Below are 22,416 nucleotides of genomic sequence, written 5' to 3'. Positions count from 1 at the left end.
TGGACTCCTCGTCAGCTGAACCGGTCGACGACCTTGGCGTAACCGCCAATGATCGGAAGGAACCAAGGCGGTCCGAAGTGGCCGGGAACGGCGGGGTTCGGAAGGTGCTCCCAGAGGTTCCGGGACGACTTTCCGAGCATGGAGAGCGCCATCTGCTTGCCCATGTAGGTCGCCATCTGGACCCCGTGCCCGCTGTAGCCGAGCGAGTAGTGCACCCCGTTGCGCTCCCCGGCGTGCACCATCTGGTCCATGGTGAGGTCCACGAGCCCGCCCCAGGTGTAGTCGACGCGCGCCGAGGAGAGGTAGGGAAAGACCGTGCTCATCGCGCGCTTGAGGATCTCGGCGCTCTTGAGGTCGGAGTCCGGGCTGGACAGCGCGAACCGGGCGCGGCCCCCGAAGAGCAGCCGGTTGTCCGGCGTGATGCGGAAGTAGTACGTGAGCATCTTGTTGTCGGCGGCCTGCCGGTTGCGGGGCAGGATCTGCTGGACCGTCTCGAGCGGCAGAGGCTCCGTCACGATGATGAAGCTGCCGACCGGGATGGTCCGCCGCTGCAGCCACGGCGTCAGCGTCCCGGTGTAGCCGCTGGTGGCGACCAGGACCCGGTCGACGTCGATCACGCCGCGGGATGTGCGGACCGCGTGCCCCCCGCCGGGACGGGGGGCCAGCTCGGTGACCTGGGCGTTCTCACAGATCGTGACCCCTGCCCGGGTGCCTGCCCCGGCGAGGCCGTGTGCGAACTTGCCGACATGGACCCCGGCTCCTAGCGGGTCCACCATGCCGCCGGCGTAGAAGTCGGTGCCGATCTCGCTGTGGAGGTCCTCCTTGTCGACGACGTTCACGGAGTAGTCCGCGAGCGTCGCCAGCGTCTCCTGCGTCTGGCGCATCTGGCCGACCTGCTTGGCGTTCATGGCAAGCGTCAACTTGCCGGTGCGCTGGAAGTCGCAGTCGATCGAGTGCTCCTTCACCAGTTCCTCGATCGAGTCGATGGCACGGTTGTACTCCGAGAACATCTCGAGGGCTCGGGCCTGGCCGTAGCGCTTGATGGCCTTGCCGAGCCCGATCGCCAGACCCGTGGTAGCCATGCCGCCGTTGCGACCGGAGGCGCCCCAGCCAACCGTGTGCGAGTCCAGCACCACCACGGACGCGCCGTGCTGTGCGGCCTCGAGGGCGGCGGTCAGGCCGGTGAAGCCGGCGCCGACGATGGCGATGTCGGCACGCTCGGGCACGGGGGTCCGGCGGTAGTCACCGGACGGCGTCGCGGTATCGAGCCAGTAGGGCGTGAGCTTCACAGTTCCTCCTGAGGTGCGCCGGGTCAGATGCCGAGGAGCGAGTTGAGCTCGTCCAGGGACTTCACGGTGGTGTAGTTGTAGGCCGGGCTCTGAACGTCGTAGCCACGGTCGAGGTAGACCTTGTTCGTGAACCCGAGGTCGTCGGCGGGCATCAGGTCGTAGCGCACGTGCGAGGAGACGTGGAGGAATTCCTCCGGCTTGGCGCCGAGCTGGTCGAGCATGTACTCGAACGCCTGGTAGCGCGGCTTGTAGAAGCCGGCCTGCTCCGCCGTGTAGACGGCGTGGAAGTCCGCCCCCAGCTTGGGGACGGAGACGTCGAGGTACTTCGTGTCGGCGTTGGACAGGATCACGAGGGCGAAGTTGTCGCCCAGCTTCTTCAGCGGCCCGGGGACGTCCTCGTGCGGTCCCCAGGAGAGCACGGCAGTGGCCAGCTGCTTGCCCGCGTCCTCGGCGACCTCGAGCCCCCACTTGTTGCAGGTCCGCGCATAGGCGTCGTGCAGGACCTGGTCGTAGGCGTAGTAGTCGCCGCAGACCTGGTCGTAACGGTACTTGCGGAAGTCGGCGAGGAAGGCTTCGAACTGGTCCTCGGCCACGCGGTCGCCGACCAGGCGACGGGTGGTGGTGGCGATCTCGAACGAGATCAGCGTGCCGTAGCAGTCGAAGGACACGTACTTCGGGGTGGGGATTGAGGTCGACATCGTTCGTTCCCATCGGTGTGCGTAGCGGTTCTGTAGGCGCCGACTTGAGGCGCTCGGCGAACATAGCGCACACGACTGCAGATTGTCGACCGTCGCCAGCATGCCGTTGACAGTTGTCTTTGGATGCCGGAGAATGCAAGAGACAGGGTGCCGGTGGCCAACCAGGGGTGCCGGGGGTGACCGAAGGGGAGTCGATCGTGGCGGTGTCCGGTCTGAGTAAGCTGAAGACGCTCGAACGGAAGTCGACCTCTGATCGCATCAGCGAAGATCTGCGGCAGATGATCATCGAGGGGCAGCTCAGGCCCGGCGAGCAGCTCGCCGAAACTCGGATCGCCGAGTTGCTCGACGTGTCCCGCGCCCCGGTGCGCGAGGCGCTCCAGCAGCTCGTCCAGCAGAAGTTGCTCGTCGCCTCACGCAACCGCGGCGTCTCGGTGGTGACCTTCACTGCGTCCGACATCTGGGAGATTTACGACGCGCGCTGCGCGATCGAGTGTCACGCCGCCAGCCGGATCATCGACGGCGGGCCGGGCGCCAGAGCCCGTGCCGCGGACGCCCTGCGGGTAAGCCTGGACAAGCTGAGCGTGGCGGTGAGGCATGGCGCTCACCGTAAGATCTCGGCCGCTGACCTGGATTTTCACACCGCATTGGTCACCGCCGCCGGCAACTCGCGCCTGGCCGACGCCTACTCCATCCTCTCGGCTCAGGCCCTTGCTTGCATCAACAGGCTTGAGATCGCAGTCCCGTCCGGTGACGAGCTCGTCGACGAGCACGGCGTCCTCATCGACGCACTGGCGGCCGGGGAGCGAGAGGCGCTCCTGAAGGCGATCAGCGACCACCTGACGGTGGCCGCGAGCCACCTCACGGCACCGCAGTCCCAGGCCGGGACCAACGGAAAGCCCGGCCGGCTCCACTGATCGCACGCCGACGCCCACCGAACCGCGTGGGGTGACGTTCGCGCGAGCGTCCAGGACGACGCCCGCCCATCGGGAACCGCAGCCGTCGCTGCCGGTTCCCGGGGGCGGGCGTCGTCTTTCTCGCTCAGGATTGTCGGCCGTCTCCTGAAACACATTGTTTACGGACGAGTGTCGACAATCGTCTATCAGCGTGCTTGTATTGCCTCCGTCACACAACCGTTGGAAGGGAACGAACCATGAGAGTGCAACGAGGCAAGCTCGTAGCGTCCGCCCTCGGAGCCGTGCTGCTGGTGTCGGCCACCGGGTGCAGCGCCACGACCGCCACCCAGGCGGCTCCGGACGCCGACACCACCGCCACCGCGGAGCTGCCGGAGGTGCAGCCCAGCCAAGAGGCGATCAAGTTGTTGCCGGCCGACCTGCAGGAGGGCGGCACGATCACCATGGCCGCGGACCTGCACTACCCGCCCACTTCATTCCTTGCGGACGACAACAAGACGCCGGTGGGCTACAACGTCGACGTCGCCCAGCTTCTTGGTGAGACGCTCGGGCTCGAGGTCAAGGTCGAGAACGTGACCTGGGACGGAGTGATCCCTGGCATCGCCGCTCACCGCTACGACTTCACCGCGACGAACATGACCCCGACCCCGGACCGGCTCAAGGTCCTGGACATGATCACCTACTGGAACGCCGGATCGTCGCTCATCGCGGCGAAGGGCAACCCCGAGGGTCTGAACCTCGCCGACGAGTCCATGTGTGGGAAGAAGATCGCGGTGATGACCGGTAGCACGCAACAGGAGAAGTACCTGCCCGAGATCTCCGAGGAGTGTGAGGCCGGCGGCGAGGCTCCCGTCAGCACAGTCGTCCTGCCGAACGCCCAGGGTGCGCTCACGCAGCTGGCCTCGAAGCGGATCGACGGTGTCTTCGCCGACACCTCGCAGCTGGCCTGGGCAGCGAAGCAGCAGCCGCAGGCGTTCGAGCTGCTCTCGCCGCAGTACCAGAAGAAGGAGGGCGACGACATCGTCGCTCTCGGCCTCCCCAAGGACTCCCCACTCACGCCGGCGTTGCATGCCGCGATGCAGGAGCTGATCGACAACGGGGCGTACCAGGCGGCACTGGACCGGTGGGGCCTCGGCTCGGGGGCCATTCCCACCTCGAAAGTTGTGAGCTAGGCCGATGGCACCAGATACCGGCCTGGTCGAACGCGACCGAACTGAGGAGGCGAAGGCAATGGATGCCACTGACAAGCCGCGGCTGTACCGGCGCGGTCCGCTCGAGTACGCGGCCTGGGCGGTCTGCGTGCTGGTGGCCGGAGGGCTGGCGCACACGCTGGTCACGAACGAGAACTACCAGTGGAACGTGGTGGGCCAGTACTTCACGGCTCCGACGATCCTGGAAGGCCTACGGCTGACGATCGTACTGACGATCCTCGCGATGCTCTTCGGGGGCATCCTGGGCATGGTCATCGCCGTGATGCGGGCCTCGACCGTGCGCCCGGTTCAGCTCCTGGCGTCGGGCTACATCACCTTCTTCCGGGGGACCCCGGTGCTCGTCCAGCTGATCTTCTGGTTCAACATCGCGGCGCTGTACCCGAACATCGCGGTCGGGATCCCATTCACCGGCATCTCGCACGCGGTCGACGTGAACGTGCTGATGAGCGCGACCACCGCGGCGATCATCGGCCTGTCGCTCAACGAGGCGGCCTATCTCGCGGAGATCATCCGCGGCGGCTTCGCGTCGGTGGACAAGGGCCAGATCGAGGCGGCCGACTCGCTCGGGATGAGCTCCCGGAAGAAGCTGTTCCGGGTGATCATCCCGCAGGCGATGCCCACCGTCGTCCCGGCGACCGGTAATCAGATGATCGGTATGTTCAAGGAGACGTCGCTGGTCAGCGTGCTGGGTGTGGCCGAGCTGCTGCAGAGCACCCAGCTGATCTACGCGCGCACCTACCAGACCATCCCGCTGCTGATCGTGGCCTGTCTGTGGTACCTGATCATGACGCTGGCCCTCAGCTACCCCCAGTCCTTGATCGAGAAGAGGTACTCGCTGGTGCGATCTCGGGTGAGCCGCGAGGCGCCGGTCGACCCTGTTCCGATGGATGGTGAGGCCCGATGAACGGCGACGGAACCGTCTACGCCCGCCGGCTGCGCAAGTGCTACGGCGACCGGGTGGTGCTGGGCAGCATCGACCTGGACGTCAGGTCCGGCGAGATCGTCTGCATCATCGGCCCCAGCGGGTCGGGCAAGTCCACGCTGCTCCGCTGCATCGACGGGCTCGAGGAGGTCGACCGCGGCATCCTCAGGGTGAACGGCGAGGACCTCGGGTTCGTCGAGACCGACACCGCCTACCGCGCGCTCAGCCGCAAGGAGATGGCGATGCAGCGCACGCGGATCGGCATGGTCTTCCAGCAGTTCAACCTGTTCCCCAACATGACCGCGCGGGAGAACGTGATGGCCGGCCCGGTGCTGGTCAAGGGCGTCGCCAAGAAGGCGGCGGCCTCACGAGCGGACTCGCTGCTGGCGGACGTCGGCCTGGCCGGGCACGGCGACCACTACCCGTGGCAGCTCTCCGGCGGCCAGAAGCAGCGTGTCGCGATCGCCCGTGCCCTCGCGATGGACCCGAGCGTGATGCTCTTCGACGAGCCCACCAGCGCCTTGGACCCGGAGCGGGTAGGGGAGGTCCTCGCGGTCATGAAGGGCCTGGCCGAGCGGGGAATGACCATGCTCGTGGCCACTCACGAGATGGGCTTCGCCAAGGAGGTGGCCGACACCGTGCTGTTCATGGACGGCGGCCTGGTCGTGGAGCAGGGACCACCCACGGCGGTGCTGGGCAACCCCACAGAAGCCCGGACGCAGAAGTTCCTGGAAAAGGTGCTGTGATGTCGGACGGTCCGCTCGCAGTCGTCGGCGTCGGAAGTGTCGGCAGCATGGCGCTGTGGCAGGCCTCGAAGCTGGGCGTCCCCGCGGTCGGCTTCGAGGCGGTGTCGCCGGCGCACCCACGCAGCGCTGTGGGTGGAGACACCCGGCTCTTCCGGATGACCTACCGAGGCGAGCACAACCTCTATCCCCTGCTCCAGCTCGCCGAGCGCCGCTGGCGGGCGCTCGAGGAGGAGTCCGGACAGGAGATCCTCGTCCGGTGCGGGGGGCTGTCGATCGGTGAGACCGACGGGCCCTACATCCCAGCGCTGCTCGACTCGATCAAGCGCACCGGGGCGCCCTACCAGATCCTGGACCATGCCGAGATGGCGAGCTGTTACCCTCAGCACCGCCTGTCGCCCGGAGAGTGCGGTGTCCTCGACGCTCGAGCGGGTGTCCTGCGGACCGATCGGGCAGTGCTCTCTGCCATCGACGTTGCGCGCCAGAACGGTGCGCAGGTCGTGAAGGACGCACGTGTCCGCGAGGTCCGGGAGCTTTCCGACGGGGTGCGCGTCTCGACGGACGACGAGAGCTGGACGTTCGACCGGGTGATCGTGGCGTCCGGCTCCGGGTCCGGCCCTTTGCTGCCTGCCCACCTCCAGCGGCAGGTCCTCCGGAAGCGGATCTTCTTGACGTGGTTCGCCGCCCGCGACCCCGAGCAGTTCGTTCCGAATGCCTTCCCGATCTTCATCCGGATCACCGGCGACCGTTCCATGTATGGGGCCCCGACTATCGACGGTTCGACGGTGAAGGCGACTCTGGACGGACGCGGAGCAACAGTGGCGGACGGCGACACGGTCGCTCGTGAGCTCACGCCTGCTGAGGTCGTGGAGTCGGTGGACACCGCCCAGGATTTCTTCCCCGGCCTGATCCCCGAGATCGTCCGGTCCGACGCCTACCCCGATCTCTACACGTCGGACTCCATCGGACTGCTGGGGCCGGTTCCCGGCAGCGAACGCGTCTACTGCGCCACCGGGTTCTCCGGCGCCGGCTTCAAGATGTCATCCGCGCTCGGTGCCATTGCCGCCGCAGAATCCCTGGGCTTGGGCCCGCTCGTGGACGGACTGGACTTCCTTCGTCCCGAACGGTTCACCTCTGCCGGCTGACCGGGTGACACGGTGGTTCACCCCGGGCTCCGTCACCTCGACGATCTGACCAGGTGCTCGCCTCGCTGCAGTCGGCCGGGCGAGCACCTCCCGTATTCCGCCCGCAACCAGATCTCGTGATCGGATCTCAGTCGCGACCGTTCAGGATCTCGATGACCCGCCGGGCATTGGTCTTGATGTGGCTGCGCACGTGCTGCACCGCGGTGGCGGTGTCGCCGGCCTCGATGGCGTGGAGGATCACGCGGTGCTCAGCAAGGATGTCGTCGGGGTGCTCGAACTCCCGGTCCTCCAGCGACAGCACTGTCAGGTAGAAGCGCAGCTCGACCATGAGCTCTGCGTAGAACTCGTCGAGCCGGGTACTGCCCAGAGTCGTGACGATCGCGGAGTGGAACGCCAGGTCCAGGTCGACGATGCGAAGCGCGTCGCGCGAGGCCGCCGCCTCGACGAGCTCGTCGTACGCGGTTCTCAGTGCCGCCAGGTCAGACTCTCCCGCGGGACGGGCGACGGCCGCGGTCTCCAGCACCTCCCGCGCGGTGTAGAGGGCGTTGACCTTCTCCGGCGTCGGTGAGATGACGACGGCGCCCCGGTTTACCTCGTAATGCACGAGCCCGCTCTGCTCCAGGATCCGGACCGCCTCCCGCACGGTGTTGCGGGCGACGCCCAGCTCTGTCGCTATCGCGCTCTCACGCAGCCGGTCCCCCGGCGCGAACGCACCGGCGACGATCCGCGAGGCAAGGCCCGCGGCCAACTGCTGAGCGGCCGTGGACCGCTGTACCACCAGACCTTCGAGTGCTGACATGCCATGAAGGATAGTCGGCTGGAAATGCTTGTGCACTACAGCTCAACTGTACTACAGTTGCACACATGACCAGAAGACAGCTCGGCGACGCGCTCTGGAACCCGCAGGCCCATATGCCGACCGCGCAGGCCAAGCGCCTCGTGCTGAGGGGCGGTGTCGGTGCATGGCTGATCAGTTCCACGGGGCAGCGGCTTCTTGACGCCACCGCGAGCCTGTGGCACGCGAACATCGGCCACGGACGGGCTCGTCTCGCCGATGTCGCGTATCGCCAGATGCGAAAGCTGGAGACCTATCACACGTTCGGTCGGTTCGCGAACGAGCCGGCCCTCCGCCTCGCTGACCGCCTCGCCGAGATCGGGCCGGTGCCGGATGCCAAGGTCATGCTGACCAGTGGCGGCTCCGATTCGGTCGACCTGGCCTGCAAGCTGGCCCGTAGGCACTGGCAGCTCGAGGACCGTCCCGAGAAGAGGATGATCCTCAGCCGCGTCGGCGCCTACCACGGTCTCCACGCCTACGGCACCAGTGTGGCGGGCCTGCAGTACAACCGCGACGGCTACGGCACTCCTTCGCTGGTCCCGGACACCGCGCGGGTCGCCACCAACGACATCGCGGCGGTGCGCCGGTCGGTCGCCGAGCTCGGCCCGGAAAACATCGCCGCGATCATCGCCGAGCCGGTCATCGGTACCGGGGGCGTCATCGGTCCCGCCGAGGGCTACCTCCAGGGGCTGCAGGACCTCTGCCGGAGCCACGACATCCTGCTCATCGCCGACGAGGTGATCACGGGATTCGGCCGGACCGGCCACTTGTTCGCGTCGCACCGGTGGGACATCCAGCCGGACATGGTCACCATGGCCAAGGGCATCACCTCCGGCTACGCCCCCCTGGGCGGGGTCCTCGTGTCACCACGCATCTCCGAGCGGTTCTTCGAGGGCGCGGACGCGCCGATCTTCCGTCACGGACTGACGTACTCCGGTCATGCCACGGCCTGCGCCGTGGCTCTTGCCAACCTGGACGTGATCGACCAGGAGGGTCTCGTCGACCAGGCGGGCCGGCTCGAGACCGTGCTGGAGAAGGCGGTCAAGCCCTTGGGCGACCACCAGCTCGTCGAGGAGGTGCGCGCCGGAGCCGGTTTCATGGCGGGCATCCATCTGCACGAGGGCGTCAACGGGGACGCGATCGCCGAGGCCTGCACCGATGCCGGAGTCCTGATCCGAGTCATCCACGACAACACACTGCAGATCTGCCCGCCCTTCGTCACCACCGAGGACGAGGTCGGGCTGATCGCCGGCACCATCGCTCAGGCGCTCGACGCCTACCAGCACTAGGAGAAGAATCCATGCGTATCTCAGTGGTCAAGGAGATCAAGCCGGCCGAACGCCGCGTGGCGCTGACGGACGCCGGGGCACGCGCCCTGGTCACGGACGGTCACGACGTGCTCGTCGAGCGCGGCGCCGGCGTCGGATCGGGCATCCCGGACGAGCACTACGAACAGGCCGGGGCCAAGGTCGTCAGCACCGACGACGCCTGGGCGGCGGAGCTGGTGGTCAAGGTCAAGGAGCCGGTGGCCGCCGAGTACGACCGGCTCAGCGAGGAGAGCGTCCTCTTCACCTACCTGCACCTGGCCGCCGACCGGCAGCTTACCCAGGCGCTCCTCGACAACCGTGTCACCGCTATCGCGTACGAGACGGTCGTCGACGACCGTGGTGGGCTGCCGCTCCTCAAGCCCATGAGCGAGGTCGCCGGGCGCCTTGCCGCCCACGCTGCAGGGCAGCACCTCATGCACCCGCACGGTGGACCCGGCCTGCTGCTCGGCGGCTCGCCCGGCGTCCCGCCCGCCAAGGTGACGGTGCTCGGCGGCGGTGTCGTCGGCACCCAGGCGGCCTCGCTCGCAGTGGGCATGCGGGCCGACGTGACCATCCTGGACACCTCGTCGCGCCGGGTACGCGAGCTCGAGGAGCTCTTCGGCAGCTCCGCGCAGGTTCTGCAGTCGACAGGTGGACCGGCGATCTCCGCGCTCCGGGACGCCGACGTCGTGATCGGAGCCGTGCTCGTGCCTGGAGCCGCCGCGCCCAAGCTCCTCGCGAGGGACGACCTCGGCCTGCTCAAGCCCGGTGCCCTCCTCATCGACGTCGCCATCGACCAGGGGGGCTGCTTCGAGACGTCGCGGCCCACCACTTACGACGCGCCGACCTACGTGGTGGACGGCATCACCCACTACTGCGTGGCCAACATGCCAGGCGCAGTCCCACGCACATCGACCCGCGCGCTCACGAACGCGACCCTGACCTACGTGCGCCGCCTCGCCGGGCTCGGCGTGGACGAGGCGCTCGACCGCGACCGGGGCCTGCTGAGCGGCCTCAACACCCGGGCCGGGACCATCACCCACGACGCCGTCGCCGCGGCGTTCCGCTGATCGCGGAGAAGGAGACAGAAATGACCCGGACAGAAGTCGCGCCAGCGCGCGCGACCAACGACGTGACCGAGGTGCTGGCGGGCGTGCCCCGAGACCTCTTCCTCGGCGGCAGGTGGGTTGCCGCCGCCAGCAAAGATCGGATGCCGGTGGTCAACCCCGCCACCGAAGAGGTGCTGACGGAGGTCGCGGACGCCGGTGCGGAGGACGCCCTTGCGGCTCTGGAGGCGGCGCAGCGGGCTCAGGAGTCCTGGGCACGCACCTCCGCCCGGACGCGGTCGGAGATCCTCTACCGCGCGTTCGAGCTGACCATCGAGCGCACCGAGCAGCTCGCGCTCCTGATGACGCTGGAGATGGGCAAGCCGCTGGCCGATGCGCGCGGCGAGGTCGCCTACGCCGCGGAGTTCTTCCGCTGGTTCGCCGAGGAGGCGGTCCGGATCGACGGCGGCTATGCCCACCGTCCCGACGGAGCCGCGCGGAACCTGCAGGTCCGGCAGCCGGTTGGTCCTTCCCTGCTGGTCATCCCCTGGAACTTCCCGCTGGCCATGGGGGCCCGCAAGCTCGGTCCGGCGATCGCGGCCGGCTGCGTCAGCATCCTGAAGCCTGCTCCGCAGACACCGCTCTGCTCGCTGGCGCTCGCCGAGATTCTCGCCGAGGCCGGCCTCCCGGACGGCGCGCTGAGCGTCATAACCACCAGCCGGGCGGCGGAGGTCGTCACGCCGATGCTGGAGAGCGGGATCATCCGCAAGCTGTCCTTCACGGGGTCCACCGAGGTCGGCAAGATCCTGCTCGCTCAGGCGGCCCGCAACGTCCTGCGCACCTCTATGGAGCTCGGCGGCAATGCCCCGTTCCTCGTGCTCGAGGACGCGGACCTCGACCGAGCGGTCGATGCGGCATTCCAGGCGAAGATGCGGAACATGGGCGAGGCCTGCACCGCCGCCAACCGGTTCTTTGTGCACGAGACCGTTGCCGAGGGGTTCGCGGGACGGCTGGCCGAACGCATGGGCGCCCTGACAGTGGGTGACGGCACGCACGACGGGGTCGACGTCGGACCGCTGATCGACGCGGCCAGCCGGGAAAAGGTACGGACGCTGGTCGAGGACGCCGTGGACCGCGGCGCTTCGGTGCTCGTCGGTGGCGGCCGCCCCGACCGACCCGGGTTCTTCGTGGAGCCGACGGTCCTGGCCGGTATCGACCCACTGAGCGCACTGGCATCCACCGAGATCTTCGGGCCCGTCGCCGCGATCCAGACCTTCACCAGCCTCGACGACGCGATCCGCCGGGCGAACGACACCGAGTGGGGTCTGGTCGGTTACGTCGCTACCCAGGACCTCGACAACGCTCTCAACGTGGCTGAACGCCTGGAGGTCGGCATGGTCGGCATCAACTCCGGCATCGTCTCGACCCCCTCGGCGCCGTTCGGCGGCGTGAAGCAGTCCGGCCTCGGGCGCGAGGGCGGTCGGGTCGGGATCGACGAGTTCCTCGAGACCAAGTACATCTCGATACCGGTGCGGCCATGAGCGGTCGGCGTACGTACACCGTCGACGTGATCGCGGGCGACGGGATCGGTCAGGAGGTGATGCCCGCGGCGATCACCTGCATCGACGCGATCGCTCCCGCCCTGGGCTTCTCGGTCACGTGGCGTGACCGGGAGTGGGGCTCGGACCACTACCGTGCCTACGGCCGGATGATGCCGGTCGACGGCGTCGACCAGCTCGCCACCGGTGACGGCATCCTGCTGGGCGCTGTCGGCGCGCCCGACATCCCGGACGACGTCACGCTCTGGGGCCTGCTGATCCCGATCCGCCGGGACTTCCAGCAGTACGTCAACCTGCGCCCTGTACGGATTCTCCCGGGTGTGATCTCGCCCATCGCCGGTCTGGACGAGCTCGACATCACCGTCGTCCGCGAGAACGTCGAGGGGGAGTACTCGGAGATCGGCGGTCGGGTGTACCGCGGGCGCCCCGAGGAGACGGCCGTCCAGGAGGCGGTTTTCACCAGGGCCGGGATCGAGAGGGTCGCCGAGTACGCCGTCGACCTGGCGAGCCGACGCCAGGGGCGCCTCGTCTCCGCGACCAAGTCCAACGGCATCATCCACACGATGCCGTTCTGGGACGAGATCGTCAGGGAGGTCGTCGCCGCTCGACCCGGCGTGACGCTCGAGAGCGTCCTGATCGACGCGCTGGCCGCCCGGGTCGTACTCAAGCCCAGGTCGCTCGACGTGATCGTCGCGTCGAACCTCTTCGGCGACATCCTCTCCGATCTCGCGGCCGCGGTCGCCGGCTCGATCGGCGTGGCCCCGAGCGCCAACCTGAACCCGCCACGGCAGTACCCGTCGATGTTCGAGCCGGTGCACGGGTCCGCACCCGACATCGCCGGCCGGGGCATCGCGAACCCGGTGGGTCAGATCTGGGCATCAGCCATGATGCTCGAGCACCTCGGCGAGTCACTCGGTGCCCAGATCCTGGTCGACGGCATCGAGTCGGCCCTGGCCGAGGGCATCCGCACCGCGGATCTCGGCGGCACCGCCACCACGATCGAGGTCACGGACGCCATCACACGCCATTGCCTGGACGCTCTCGCCACCACGAGCGAGGGACGCTCATGAGTGCCGGCGTCGACACCGCAGTCGAGATTCGGCTCGAGCACGACCTGCTCGGCGGCCTTGCCGTAGCCGCCTCGGCGCTCTACGGCGTCCATACCGCCCGTGCGGTGGCAAACTTCGACATCACCGGGGACACGCTCGAGCGCTACCCGCTCCTGATCGAGTCGCTGGCCGCGGTCAAGCAGGCCGCAGCCGTGGCCAATCGCCGGTGCGGACGCCTGGACCCTACGATCGCCGCGGCGATCGCCGGAGCCTGCGAGCAGGTGCGCCGGGGTGAGCACCACGACCAGTTCGTCGTCGATCCCCTCCAGGGCGGGGCCGGCACCTCGACGAACATGAACGCGAACGAGGTCATCGCCAACCTCGCCCTCGAGCGACTCGGGCGGGAGCGGGGAGCGTACGACGTCGTGCATCCGCTGGAGCACGTCAACCTCGGACAGAGCACGAACGACGTCTACCCCACGGCAGTCAAGCTCGCGCTGCACCGAGCCGCGGGAGATCTTCTGGAGTCGTTGGAGCTCGCGCAGGGGACCTTCGCCGCCAAGGCGGAGGACTTCTCCACGATCGTCAAGCTCGGTCGGACCCAGCTGCAGGACGCCGTCCCGATGACGCTGGGTCAGGAGTTCCGCGTTTTCGCCGGCATGCTGGCAAAGGAGGAGGCCGCGCTGGCCGACGCCCGCCAACAGCTGTGCGAGCTAAACCTGGGAGGAACCGCGATCGGGACGACGCTCAACGCGCATCCCGAATTCCGTGACCACGCCCTTGCCGAGCTGAGGAGCATCACGGGCATCCCGGGGCTGTGCTCAGCGGCGGACCTCGTCGAGGCGACTCAGGACACCGGGGCGTATGTCCACCTGTCCGGCGTCATGAGAAAAACGGCCATCAAGCTTTCCAAGATCTGCAACGACCTTCGGCTTCTGACGTCCGGCCCACGGGCAGGCCTCCACGAGATCAGTCTCCCGGCCGTCCAGGCGGGGTCGAGCATGATGCCCGGCAAGGTCAATCCGGTCATCCCGGAGCTCGTCAACCAGGTCGCGTTCGAGGTCATCGGCAACGACCTGACCGTGACGCTCGCTGCCGAGGCCGGACAGCTCCAGCTCAATGCGTTCGGGCCGGTGATCACGCGTTCGCTGCTGGACAGTGCGGCGCACCTCGCCGCGGCCGCGCGTGCACTCGCGCAACGCTGCGTCGCCGGTATCACCGCCAACCGGGAGCACCTCGCGAACCTCTTGCCGGACTCCCTCGTCACCGTGACCCACCTGAGCCCGGTACTCGGCTACGCACAGGCAAGCCGGCTCGCCGCCGAGGCGGGCTCGGGCAGTGGGCGACTCCTTGAGCTGGCCGTCAGCAAGGGGCTGCTCGACGACGTCCAGGTCCGGCAGATCGAAGACGAAGCGAGGATGGCCGCCCGGTGAGCAGAACGCGAAGGGTAGCGGTGGTCACCGGGGGGAACCGCGGGATCGGACTCGAGATCTGCCGTCAGCTCGCCCGCCTTGACCACCACGTGGTTCTGACCGCCCGAGATGCCGACCGTGCCAACGAGGAGGCGCGATCGCTGGACGCCTCGTACCCCGGTGCGGTCAGCGCCCTGGCCCTCGACGTCGTGGACGGGCCTTCCGTCGAGGCGGCGTTTCAGCACGTCCGGAACCAGTACGGCAGGATCGACATGCTCGTTAACAACGCGGGCGTCGCCGTCGACGGCCCGGAGCACCGGCCGTCCTCGCCGGACTTCGCGCGCATCAGGCGCACCCTGGAGACGAACCTCCTCGGCGCCTGGCGGTGCTGCGCCGAGGTCGTCCCGTCGATGCGGGCGCAGGGCTACGGCCGGATCGTCAACCTGAGCAGCACGATGGCATCGCTCGAGCTGACCCGGTCGCCGGCCTCGCCCGCCTACCGCATCTCGAAGACTGGGCTGAACATGCTTACCCGGACGCTGGCCGCCGAGCTCGAAGGCACCGGTGTCCTGGTCAATGCGGCCTCACCCGGGTACACCAGGACCGACATGAGTCCCAATGGCGAGCGCGCGGTCGAACTGGGAGCAGATACGCCGGTCTGGCTGGCCACGCTGCCCGACTCAGGACCGACCGGACAGTTCTTCCTCGATCGGCAGGCCCTCGTGTGGTGACGACAACAGATACCGTTCGTGCAGGTCAGAGCCTCAACGTACAGCTGGGGCGGCAACTGTGCCGGCGAGCGGCCCTCAGCCCGGGGGCGTTTGCGATCCCGGCCCGGTCGGCCTGCGGAAGCTGGAGTCGAGCCTTCGGGTCGAGACATCCAGAGATGTGATGGTTCCTTTCTCGTCGGTCGACGGGCAGGCTTCTTGGAGGACATCTGGACGAGCGCGTAGTCCTTTCGAGAACGCGCTGTCCGGGAGGCCTTCTCGGCGCTCCCATGTGAAGGGGCGACGCGGGTGTGTTGTGTGGCAGTGTGGCCGGTGGCTCGCCGGCAGGGCGCCCGCGAGCCACCGGGCCGGGCTCACCACGCCGGACAGTGCCTCGTCAACGAGGGTCCTGTCCGCTGGACAGGTGTTGATGGTTGGCTCGTGCCCAGTCGCGGAAGGTGAGGGGGCGGATGCCCCACTGCTTTTCCTGGTCGTCCGCGAGCGGTGCGTGATAGCCGATCCTGTTGTCCCACAGATGGCTGTGCACGATGCCCGCGTGGATGCCCGCGTCCGCGGCCTCTGCGGGAGTGAGGGTGCGGTGGGTGTACGAGCGGCCGGTCTCCTCGCCGAGTACGGCGGCGATCTCGCCCATGGTCAGGGCTTGTGAGGCCAGCTCGATGTCGTGGTGGGTGAAGCGCTCCGGGTTCTCGAGGGCAGTCACGGCGAAAGCGGCGACGTCGCGGGTCGCGATGTACTGGACGCGGGCGTCGGAATGGTGTGCCGAGTCCAGGCGGCCGGAGGCCATCCCGGGGTACATGAAACGCGCTTTATCCCCCGTGAAGTTCTCCATGAATGCCACCGGCTGCAGGATCGTCCAGTGTCGGAACCCGGCCGCGCGTACGGTCTCCTCGATCTCCAGGCGCGCACGGGTGTAGGGCTCGAAGCTGTATCCGGTACCGGGGTCGCCGAATCCCAGGTGCGCGGGCAGAGCAGCCACGGTGGTCTGGACGAAGTGGCGCGCACCGCTCTCGCGGGCCGCCTCGATGAGAAGCCTGCCGTTGCGGGCTTTCTTTGCCTCGTCGGGACCGCCGACCGGGACCGCGAAGACCGCGTCCGCCCCGTCCACCGCGCGGCGGACATCGTCGGGCTCGGCGAGATCGCCGACCATCACCTGGGCGGGGCGCGCGACCTGCGCCACACCGCCACGTCGTGGACGCTCGCTGGTGGCACCCCGATCGCCGCGGTCTCCCGCCATCTGGGGACCGAATCGATCACCACACGGCGGACAGGTTCGGGCACATGCGGGTCCGCGGACACCGGCGGTCAGCGTCCCATCCACCCACCGTCGACAGCGAGCACCTGCCCGTGCACGTACCCGGCGGCGCCCGAGGCGAGAAACACCACGACGTTCCCGATGTCCGCCGGTGTGCCCCATCGTCCAGCGGGGATCCGGGCCGAGAGCTGCTCGAGCCGCACCGGGTCCGTGAGCAGGGCCTCGTTCATCTCGGTAGTCATGTAACCCGGTGCCACCGCGTTGACGCGCACCCCTTGCCCGGCCCATTCGTTGGCCAAGGCCTTGGTCAGCTGCGCCACCGCACCCTTCGACGCGGCGTAGGCGGCGACGTTCAGGCCACCCTGGAAGCTGAGCAGCGAGGCGAGGTTGATGATCGCACCGTCCCCACGCTCCAGCATCGGGCGCCCGAACCGCTGCGCGAGCTGGAACACCGCGCGCAAGTTGACGTCGAGCACCCGGTCGAACGCGTCGAGCGGGAACTCGGCTGCGGGAAACCGGCCCTGCACACCGGCGTTGTTGACCAGCACGTCGACCTGGTGGCGGGCCAGCACGTCGTGGGCCGCCTCGCCGACGGCCTCGCCGTCGGCCAGGTCGACGGACACCAGCTCGATCGTGCGTCCCAGGGCGTCGGCCGTCTCCGTCAGATCCTGCGGCAGGTCGCGGCGGGCCAGCACGACGACATCCGCTCCGGCCTCCAGCAGCGCGGCGGTGATGCCAGCGCCGAGGCCGCGTCCGCCGCCTGTCACGACGGCGGTCCTCCCGGCCAGCGAGAACGGTGCCGCGCCGCTCACTGCGCACCGCCCGAACGCACCAGCACCTTGAGGTTGTCCTGTCCTGCCGCCGCGGACTCGAACGCCGCGGCCACATCCTCCAGCGCGAACTCGGCGACGGGGAGCCGCTCGAGCCCGAGCTCTCCGGATGCGACCAAGCGCACTGCCTGTGCGACGTCCTCGTGGGTGTACACGCGCACCCCCACGAGCGTCTGCTCCTTGAAGCAGATTGCCTGCAGGTCGACGGGCGCGGGCTGCTTGTGCACGCCCACGATCACGATGCGGCCCAGCACGCGGGACACGCCGGGCAGCTGAGCGGCCACCGCAGGGTGTCCCGCGGCGTCGAACGTGACGTCGGCGCCCTCGCCGGCAGTCAGTGAGGCGACGTGGGCGGCGGCGTCCACGCCGTCCGGCACCACGTCAAGGCCCAGCCCGGCGATCACCTCCCGCCGCCAGGTGCGCGGCTCGCCGACGACCACGCGCCCGGCGCCGGCGTGCGTCGCGACGAGCGCGGTCAGCGCCCCGATCGGGCCTCCGCCGAGCACCGCCACGGTGTCACCTGCCCGCAGGCCCGAGCGGGCGACGGCATGCACTGCCACGGCCAGCGGCTCGACCAGCGCGGCCAGCCGCGCTGGCACACCCGCCGGGACGACGTGCAGCGCCGAGGCAGGCAGCGCCACGTACCCGGCCAGGGAGCCGGGCGCGTCGATGCCGTACAGCTTGAGGTCGCGGCACACGTGCGTGCTGCCCGAGCGGCACGCCAAGCAGTGCCCGCAGGAGATGAGGGGCTCGGCCACCACCCGGTCACCGACGGCGAGCCCCGTGGTCCCGCCGTCGGCGACCACGCCCACGATCTCGTGCCCCGGCACGATCCCTGCCTGCGCGCGCGGATGGGTGCCGTGCAGGATCGACAGGTCGGTGCCGCAGATGCCCGTGTACTCGACCTCGACCAGCGCCCACCCGGCGGGCACCTCAGGTACGGGAACCCGCTCAACCGTGATCGCGTCCGGTCCCTGCCACACCGCGGCCTGCATCGACGTCGTCATCGGGCCTCCTCCGTCACCACGTTCCGGGGCACCCGCCCGGCGATCGCCTCCACCGCGTTCTCGACGGTGCGGCGCTTGAGCTCGGTGTAGGACTCCTCCGTGTACCAGGCCAGGTGGGGCGTGAGAGTCACGTTCTCGAGCCGGGTCAGCGGATGTCCCAGCGGTACGGGCTCCTCCTCGTGGACGTCGATCCCGGCCGCCCGCAGGCGGCCTTCGCCCAGCGCGGCGACGAGGGCGTCGGTGTCGACGACGCCGCCGCGGCTGGTGTTCACCAGGACCGCCGTGGGCTTCATCAGAGCCAGCTCCCGGCTCCCGACCAGGTGGTGGGTCGCCGCCGTCAACGGGGTGTGCAGCGACACGACGTCGGCCCGGCGCAGCACCTCGTCGAGGGGCGCCACGGGCACACCGTGCAGCTCGCCGTCGTCGTCGGGCGCGAGCACGTCGAACCCGAGCACCTCGTACCCCAGCCCGCGTGCCTTGAGCGCCGTCGCGTGTCCGATGCGACCCACGCCGACGACGCCGAACACCGATCCGCGGACCTGGCCCACCGGCCGCACCGCCTGAAGGTCGAACCGCCCCGCCCGGACACCGCGGTCCAGCCGGGCGACGCCCCGGGATACGGCCAGTGCCAGCGCGATCGCGTGGTCGGAGACGGCCTCCGTGCCATAGTCCGGCACGTTGCACACCGTGACGCCCCGCGCGGCGGCCGCGGCGACATCGACCGAGTCGACTCCCACCCCGTACCGGGAGACCACCTGGAGCCCCGGCAGGGCGTCCAGCACCGCAGCGCTGATCTCGGCGTACTGCACCACCAGGCCGGCGGCACCGGCGGCCGCGGTGACGAGCTCCTCCGTCGTGCGCGCCTGCGCCAGCCGCAGCTCCACCCCGCCCTGCCGTGCGACGGCGATCTCCGCGTCGAAGGTGTCGTGGTCGCACTCGGTGATCAGCACCACCGGCGCGCCCGGTGCCCCCGGCACGAGCACCTCCACGCCTGCCGGCGTCTCCGGCCGCGCGCTCGTGCGCGACACGGAGCCGGCACGAGGCATGGGGTGATCCGCGTGCTCGACGCGGGGATGTTCAGTTCTGGGCACTGGTGCCTCCTGAGGTGGTCGGGTGACGCAGCGGTGCGCCGCTTCCGAAGGGTAGCGGGACTTGGAGGAAACGTCACATGTATGATCTACTTCGGTGAGGCTCCGCCAGTGCGGTGCCGTGTGTTTCTCCGAGGAAGAAGGAACAGAGCCATGACTACACCGCACACTCGCGAGCGGTTGACGAGGATCCCCACGAGGTCGGTCGCACTGGTCACTGTGCTCGGCGCATCGATGCTCGCCTTGGCTGCCTGCACACCGGGTGCTTCGACGGCCGAAGAGCCGGACTCGCAATACGGGTTCCCGATCGTCGAGCAGAAGGCCGACGCCCCCATCACTGTCTGGGTCGACGCCTCACGGCAGCCGGCCGCGGACGCTTTCAAGGCGGCCTATCCCGAGATCCCGATCACTGTGGAGACGTACGACGGCGGGGCTGACGGCTCGGGCTCGTTCCAGACCAAGGTCCAGGCCTTCAACCAGGCCGGGAGTGGTTGGCCCGACGTCGTGTTCTCGACGCAGAACAACGACGCGGCCTGGGCCAGCCAGGGGGACGAGCCCTTTGCTGCGCCGCTCAACAAGGGCTACTTCGAGCAGTCGTTCCTGGACGGGTTCACCGAGGGAGCCCTCACGCCGCTCACTGTGGACGGCACGGTCTACGGCCTGCGCAACGACCTCGCGCCGACCGTGACGTGGTACGACCAGAGCCTCATGGACGAGTTCGGCTACACGGTGCCCACGACATGGGAGGAGTACCAGGAGCTGGGGGAGAAGGTCGCGGCCGAGCACCCCGGGTACATCATCGGTGGTGTTGGTGACGCGTTCGCCGAGGAGATCTACTTCTGGGGTGCCAAAGCTCCGGTAAACACCGTGGTGGACGCCAACACCCTCAGCTCCGACACGTCCGACCCGTACGCGCAGGACATGGCGGCAATCATCGACGATCTGCTCGATGCGGGCGTCCTGGCGCAGGAGAACGTCTTCAGCCCGGAGTTCGTGCAGAAGTACACCGGCAAGGTCCTGATGCTTCCCGGACCCGTCTGGTACTCGGGCGCGCTCTTCAGCAACCCGGACTCTCTCAATGCCAAGCCTGGCACGATCGCTGCGGGGCTGCCTCTCGCGTGGGAGGGTGAAGACGCGGTTGCCGGCAACGTCGGCGGCGGGACGTGGTTCATCTCGCAGCACTCCGCGAACCTGGATTCCGCCAAGAAGTTCCTCGAGTTCGTCACGAGCGACGAGCGCTACCAGGTGGACCTGGCGTCCGGGCTTCCGGCGTACGAGGCTGCGGCCGACAAGTGGCTCGCCAAGCAGGCCGAGGCTGGCTTCTTCGCCGGCGACTTCGCGGAGAACGTCTCGACCGCGTCGACCCAGGTCTGGGACGGCTGGGGTTACCCGCGATTCAGCCAGGAGGCGGTCTGGGCCAAGACGGTCACGCCGAAGCTGGCGGCCGGTGAGAGCCTCGTCGACCTGCTGTCGGAGTGGGAGGCGGCCATCGAGAACGAGGCCCAGGTGAACGGGTACACGATCCAGTGACCACGTCATCGGCCGAGCGGTCGCTGACCGACGCTTCCGCCGGCTCCCCTCGCGGGGGCCGGCGACGGCGCCCGACGAGCAGGCAGAGGACCGTCACCGGACGGTGGTCGCGGGTCAGCTACGTCTTCGTCTCCGGCTACGCCCTGCTCGCCCTCGCGTTCGGTGTGCTGCCCACGCTGTATGCCGTGTTCATCGCGTTCCTGGACGGTGACGGGCGGTTCGCCGGGATCGCGAACTTCACGCGGGTGGTGGGCGACTTCAGGTTCTGGCCCGCGGTCCTCCACGTGGGCGCTTTCCTGCTGGTCTGGCTTGTCGCCCTGCTGGTGCTCGTCACGCTCCTGGCGCTGCTGGTCCACGGCATCGGGCGGCGCTGGCTGAGCTCGAGCATCCGGTTCGTCTACTACATCCCGGGGGCGCTGGCCGGAGCGTCGTCGGTGGTGCTGTGGTTGTTCGTGCTCAACCCCTCCGTGAGCCCGGTGGCGGCCGTGCTGCGCGCCTTCGGGTTCGAGACGTTCGTCCAGACGGTCTCGCCAGCCAACCTGCCGGTCGTTTTCGCAATCATCGCGTTCTGGACAGGGGCCGGGGGCTGGATCGTCGTCATGTACGGCGCGCTCAACAGCATCCCGGACGAGGTGCTGGAGGCCGCGCGCATGGACGGGGCAGGTGTGGTGCGCACCGCATTGCATATCCAGCTGCCGATGCTGCGCAAGTGGATCTCCTACATGGCCGTCATGTCTCTGGCGACTGGTGCGCAGCTGTTCGTGGAGCCGCGGGTGCTCTCCCAGGCCAGCCACGCGGTGGTGCCTTCGGACTGGTCGCTGAATCAGCTCGCCTACCTGTACGCGTTCAAGCAGCAAGATCTCAACGGCTCGTCAGCCATCGCCGTCATCCTGCTCGTGGTGTCGCTCGGCTTGAGCACGTTCTTCGTCGTCCGAGGAGGCCTCTTTGAGCGCGATTAGCAAGAGCACACGACCCCGCCACGATCTCAGTCCGGGGGACTGGCTCGGACGCGCGTTCGCCGTCGTCGTCACGGTCTTCTTCCTCCTCTTCTTCGTCGTGCCCATGCTGTGGCTGCTGATCGCCTCTGGGAAGTCGCCGTACGACCTGATCACGACAGGGCCATTCGTACCGGGAACCCTCGGGGACCTCGCCGCCAACTGGAACGCGCTGGTCCACTTCCAGGACGGCATCATCCTCCGCTGGCTCGGGAACTCCGCGTACTACTCGCTGGCCGCCCTCGTGATCACCCTGGTGACCACGATCCCGGCCGGCTACGCCCTCGCCCTCGGCGACTTCCGTGGACGGAAGGTGCTCCTGACGACGACCCTGGTCGTGATGCTGATCCCGAACACCGCGCTGGTGCTCCCGGTCTTCCTGGAGCTTTCCGCCGTCAACCTGATCGGGACTCCTCTCGCCGCGATCCTGCCGTTCTCGTTCTATCCGTTCGGGGTGTACCTGACGTACATCTACTTCTCCACGAGCGTCCCCCGCGACCTGCTCGACGCCGCGCGGATCGACGGCTGCGGGGAGGTTGCCGTGTTCCGCAGGATCGCGATGCCGCTGGCGCTTCCGGTGATCGCGCTGGTGGGGTTCTTCAGCTTCGTGGCCAACTGGAACAACTTCTTCCTGCCGTTCCTGACCGTGCCCGGACCTGCGGCACCCATACAGGTGGGCCTCACCGAGATGCTCAGCAACGTGCCGGCCTTCAACCCGACGTCTGTCGGGGTGACCACGATCGAGCTGCCGACGCTGGCGGTGGCGACCCTGGTCTCGGTCACCCCGGTGCTGCTGATCTTCCTGTTCACCCAGCGGTTCCTCGTCGCAGGCCTGACGGCTGGCGGGACAAAGGAGTAG

21 protein-coding genes are annotated in these 22,416 nt (G+C 68.6%); 14 read left to right on the top strand and 7 right to left on the bottom strand.

Going from position 1 to position 22,416, the window contains the following annotated elements:
- Window positions 1-11: 11 nt before the first annotated feature.
- Both EW117_RS04370 and EW117_RS04365 read right to left on the bottom strand, forming a co-directional pair.
- Window positions 12-1,289, bottom strand: coding sequence for an NAD(P)/FAD-dependent oxidoreductase (locus EW117_RS04370; RefSeq protein WP_129784074.1), 1,278 nt, complete (start codon window positions 1,287-1,289; stop codon window positions 12-14).
- Window positions 1,290-1,312: 23 nt separating this feature from the next.
- Entirely contained in the window at window positions 1,313-1,987 is a 675-nt protein-coding gene (locus EW117_RS04365) for a haloacid dehalogenase type II (RefSeq protein ID WP_129784072.1), read from the bottom strand.
- A 176-nt stretch (window positions 1,988-2,163) separates the two neighbouring features.
- Between EW117_RS04365 and EW117_RS04360 the strand changes: the two genes are divergently transcribed.
- From EW117_RS04360 to EW117_RS04340, 5 genes are all read left to right on the top strand, one after another.
- Entirely contained in the window at window positions 2,164-2,901 is a 738-nt protein-coding gene (locus EW117_RS04360; RefSeq protein ID WP_129784070.1) for a GntR family transcriptional regulator, read from the top strand.
- Between the two features lie 236 nt (window positions 2,902-3,137).
- The gene (locus EW117_RS04355) at window positions 3,138-4,070 is read left to right on the top strand and encodes an ABC transporter substrate-binding protein (protein ID WP_129784068.1); all 933 of its coding nucleotides are present in this window, start codon (window positions 3,138-3,140) and stop codon (window positions 4,068-4,070) included.
- Between the two features lie 58 nt (window positions 4,071-4,128).
- On the top strand, window positions 4,129-5,013 hold the full coding sequence (locus EW117_RS04350; RefSeq protein ID WP_129784065.1) for an amino acid ABC transporter permease: 885 nt from the start codon (window positions 4,129-4,131) through the stop codon (window positions 5,011-5,013).
- The gene (locus tag EW117_RS04345) at window positions 5,010-5,777 is read left to right on the top strand and encodes an amino acid ABC transporter ATP-binding protein (protein WP_129784063.1); all 768 of its coding nucleotides are present in this window, start codon (window positions 5,010-5,012) and stop codon (window positions 5,775-5,777) included. Before EW117_RS04350 ends, EW117_RS04345 begins: the two co-directional genes overlap by 4 nt.
- Window positions 5,777-6,919 (top strand): FAD-dependent oxidoreductase, encoded by a 1,143-nt coding sequence (locus EW117_RS04340; RefSeq protein WP_129784061.1) that lies wholly within the window; start codon window positions 5,777-5,779, stop codon window positions 6,917-6,919. Before EW117_RS04345 ends, EW117_RS04340 begins: the two co-directional genes overlap by 1 nt.
- 127 nt (window positions 6,920-7,046) lie before the next feature.
- Here EW117_RS04340 and EW117_RS04335 read toward each other — a convergent pair whose 3' ends face one another.
- On the bottom strand, window positions 7,047-7,718 hold the full coding sequence (locus tag EW117_RS04335; RefSeq protein WP_129784059.1) for a GntR family transcriptional regulator: 672 nt from the start codon (window positions 7,716-7,718) through the stop codon (window positions 7,047-7,049).
- A 65-nt stretch (window positions 7,719-7,783) separates the two neighbouring features.
- Between EW117_RS04335 and EW117_RS04330 the strand changes: the two genes are divergently transcribed.
- The 6 genes from EW117_RS04330 to EW117_RS04305 are packed head-to-tail and all read left to right on the top strand — an operon-like array spanning window position 7,784 to window position 14,858.
- The gene (locus tag EW117_RS04330; RefSeq protein ID WP_129784057.1) at window positions 7,784-9,043 is read left to right on the top strand and encodes an aminotransferase family protein; all 1,260 of its coding nucleotides are present in this window, start codon (window positions 7,784-7,786) and stop codon (window positions 9,041-9,043) included.
- An 11-nt stretch (window positions 9,044-9,054) separates the two neighbouring features.
- Complete coding sequence (gene ald / locus EW117_RS04325; protein WP_129784055.1) at window positions 9,055-10,131, top strand: alanine dehydrogenase; 1,077 nt, start codon at window positions 9,055-9,057, stop codon at window positions 10,129-10,131.
- A gap of 20 nt (window positions 10,132-10,151) precedes the next feature.
- Complete coding sequence (locus EW117_RS04320) at window positions 10,152-11,648, top strand: NAD-dependent succinate-semialdehyde dehydrogenase (protein WP_129784053.1); 1,497 nt, start codon at window positions 10,152-10,154, stop codon at window positions 11,646-11,648.
- On the top strand, window positions 11,645-12,736 hold the full coding sequence (locus tag EW117_RS04315; RefSeq protein ID WP_129784051.1) for a tartrate dehydrogenase: 1,092 nt from the start codon (window positions 11,645-11,647) through the stop codon (window positions 12,734-12,736). The genes EW117_RS04320 and EW117_RS04315 overlap by 4 nt, the downstream gene beginning before the upstream one ends.
- Entirely contained in the window at window positions 12,733-14,148 is a 1,416-nt protein-coding gene (locus EW117_RS04310) for an aspartate ammonia-lyase (RefSeq protein ID WP_129784049.1), read from the top strand. The genes EW117_RS04315 and EW117_RS04310 overlap by 4 nt, the downstream gene beginning before the upstream one ends.
- Window positions 14,145-14,858, top strand: coding sequence for an SDR family oxidoreductase (locus EW117_RS04305; protein WP_129784047.1), 714 nt, complete (start codon window positions 14,145-14,147; stop codon window positions 14,856-14,858). Before EW117_RS04310 ends, EW117_RS04305 begins: the two co-directional genes overlap by 4 nt.
- Window positions 14,859-15,231: 373 nt before the next feature.
- Here the strand turns inward: EW117_RS04305 and EW117_RS04300 are convergent, their stop codons facing one another.
- The 4 genes from EW117_RS04300 to EW117_RS04285 all read right to left on the bottom strand — a co-directional run bounded on the left by EW117_RS04300 (window position 15,232) and on the right by EW117_RS04285 (window position 19,035).
- Entirely contained in the window at window positions 15,232-16,032 is an 801-nt protein-coding gene (locus EW117_RS04300) for an NmrA family NAD(P)-binding protein (protein ID WP_165362460.1), read from the bottom strand.
- Between the two features lie 125 nt (window positions 16,033-16,157).
- Window positions 16,158-16,919, bottom strand: a complete 762-nt coding sequence (locus EW117_RS04295) for a glucose 1-dehydrogenase (RefSeq protein WP_129784043.1) — start codon at window positions 16,917-16,919, stop codon at window positions 16,158-16,160.
- Entirely contained in the window at window positions 16,916-17,944 is a 1,029-nt protein-coding gene (locus tag EW117_RS04290) for a zinc-dependent alcohol dehydrogenase (protein WP_129784041.1), read from the bottom strand. The genes EW117_RS04295 and EW117_RS04290 overlap by 4 nt, the downstream gene beginning before the upstream one ends.
- Window positions 17,941-19,035 carry a C-terminal binding protein gene (locus tag EW117_RS04285; RefSeq protein WP_242504078.1) on the bottom strand — a complete coding sequence of 365 codons (1,095 nt, stop codon included), beginning with the start codon at window positions 19,033-19,035 and terminating at the stop codon, window positions 17,941-17,943. Before EW117_RS04285 ends, EW117_RS04290 begins: the two co-directional genes overlap by 4 nt.
- 150 nt (window positions 19,036-19,185) lie before the next feature.
- Here EW117_RS04285 and EW117_RS04280 point away from each other — a divergent pair, with 150 nt between their 5' ends.
- From EW117_RS04280 to EW117_RS04270, 3 genes are read left to right on the top strand one after another with little or no spacing between them, the layout of a single operon-like run.
- On the top strand, window positions 19,186-20,562 hold the full coding sequence (locus EW117_RS04280; protein WP_129784037.1) for an ABC transporter substrate-binding protein: 1,377 nt from the start codon (window positions 19,186-19,188) through the stop codon (window positions 20,560-20,562).
- Complete coding sequence (locus EW117_RS04275) at window positions 20,559-21,521, top strand: carbohydrate ABC transporter permease (RefSeq protein ID WP_165362458.1); 963 nt, start codon at window positions 20,559-20,561, stop codon at window positions 21,519-21,521. The genes EW117_RS04280 and EW117_RS04275 overlap by 4 nt, the downstream gene beginning before the upstream one ends.
- The gene (locus EW117_RS04270; RefSeq protein ID WP_242504077.1) at window positions 21,508-22,416 is read left to right on the top strand and encodes a carbohydrate ABC transporter permease; all 909 of its coding nucleotides are present in this window, start codon (window positions 21,508-21,510) and stop codon (window positions 22,414-22,416) included. The genes EW117_RS04275 and EW117_RS04270 overlap by 14 nt, the downstream gene beginning before the upstream one ends.

The sequence above is a fragment of the Promicromonospora panici genome, assembly GCF_900608595.1.
Lineage (GTDB): Bacteria > Actinomycetota > Actinomycetes > Actinomycetales > Cellulomonadaceae > Promicromonospora > Promicromonospora panici.
This window is presented reverse-complemented; position numbering and strand designations above follow the sequence as displayed.